Source organism: Bradyrhizobium sp. P5_C12 (assembly GCF_054049735.1).
In genome coordinates this window covers 1-869 of sequence record NZ_JBFULU010000134.1, presented here as the reverse complement: position 1 = coordinate 869, position 869 = coordinate 1, and the positions used below count along the sequence as shown (strand labels likewise).

Here is an 869-nt window from a genome sequence, read left to right as displayed (position 1 = left end):
GCGTTATTGTCTCTCGATATGTGCTTAGGACTGCAACCGTGGCGAAGCATGTGAGTAGGCGGCTGAAGCCTAGTTTGAAGTTTTTCACCTTGTGTTTTGTCTTGCGCCGACTTTCAGTCTGATTGCGCTTGTGCTCATAGTTGAGACAGAGTGTTTTCCAAAAGCGGAGGATGTCATTAGTTAGAAATGTCGGATGAAAGTCTTTCGGATGATAGGGGTAGTCGCGAAAATAGCTCCCTGTCGTTTCTCGTAAAAGCTTATTGTACACGTGTTCGCCGTAGATTGGTTTGCTCTCGAGCAAAAGAAGCATCCGTGCAGTAAAATGATTGTGGTAGTCATCGGCCGGACTTCCTAGATTCTCGAGGATGTCGTCGAGAAACAAAAGCTTGAGAAAATGCCCGTCATTAGAAAATTTGGGAAAGTCCATATTGTAGCCGATGTCGACTATTTCCGAAAGCAGTCGGATTTCTGGGACTTTGATTTCGTCGAAGTAGCTTCGCGGCTTGGCAAGCACAAAAAATAAGTCGATGTCGGAATATCTGCTGGCTTCTAGCCTGCCGTACGATCCCGCAGCATAAATTGTTAGATGTTCAAAAACTTTCGGATGGCGGGCTTTTGCCAGTTTTGTAGCGAGCAGGTCCAATTTAGTTCGAGAGTAGATCATTCGGTTGTCGAATCGCCTTCGAAGCGTCTCGGGAATGTTGATCCCGTCAAATCGTGGCATTGCGGTTCCCCCGAAAAAGGCCAATTCGGAAATCAATTAGAATGCCGGGTGGCGCTAACCCACCCTTTTGGCTCTGGTACGCACTAGTTATCGATAGAAAACCATAAGTTGCAATGCGAGAATGAAAARAGGGCGGCCTCTCGGC

The 869-nt window shown here is 47.0% G+C and carries 1 protein-coding gene; it reads right to left on the bottom strand.

The genetic code is table 11. The features are described 5' to 3' along the window. Nucleotides 1-724: nucleotidyltransferase domain-containing protein (locus ACXJMY_RS37950; protein ID WP_456624461.1), on the bottom strand; the 724-nt coding region annotated here is incomplete at its 3' end. Between the last annotated feature and the right edge of the window lie 145 nt (nt 725-869).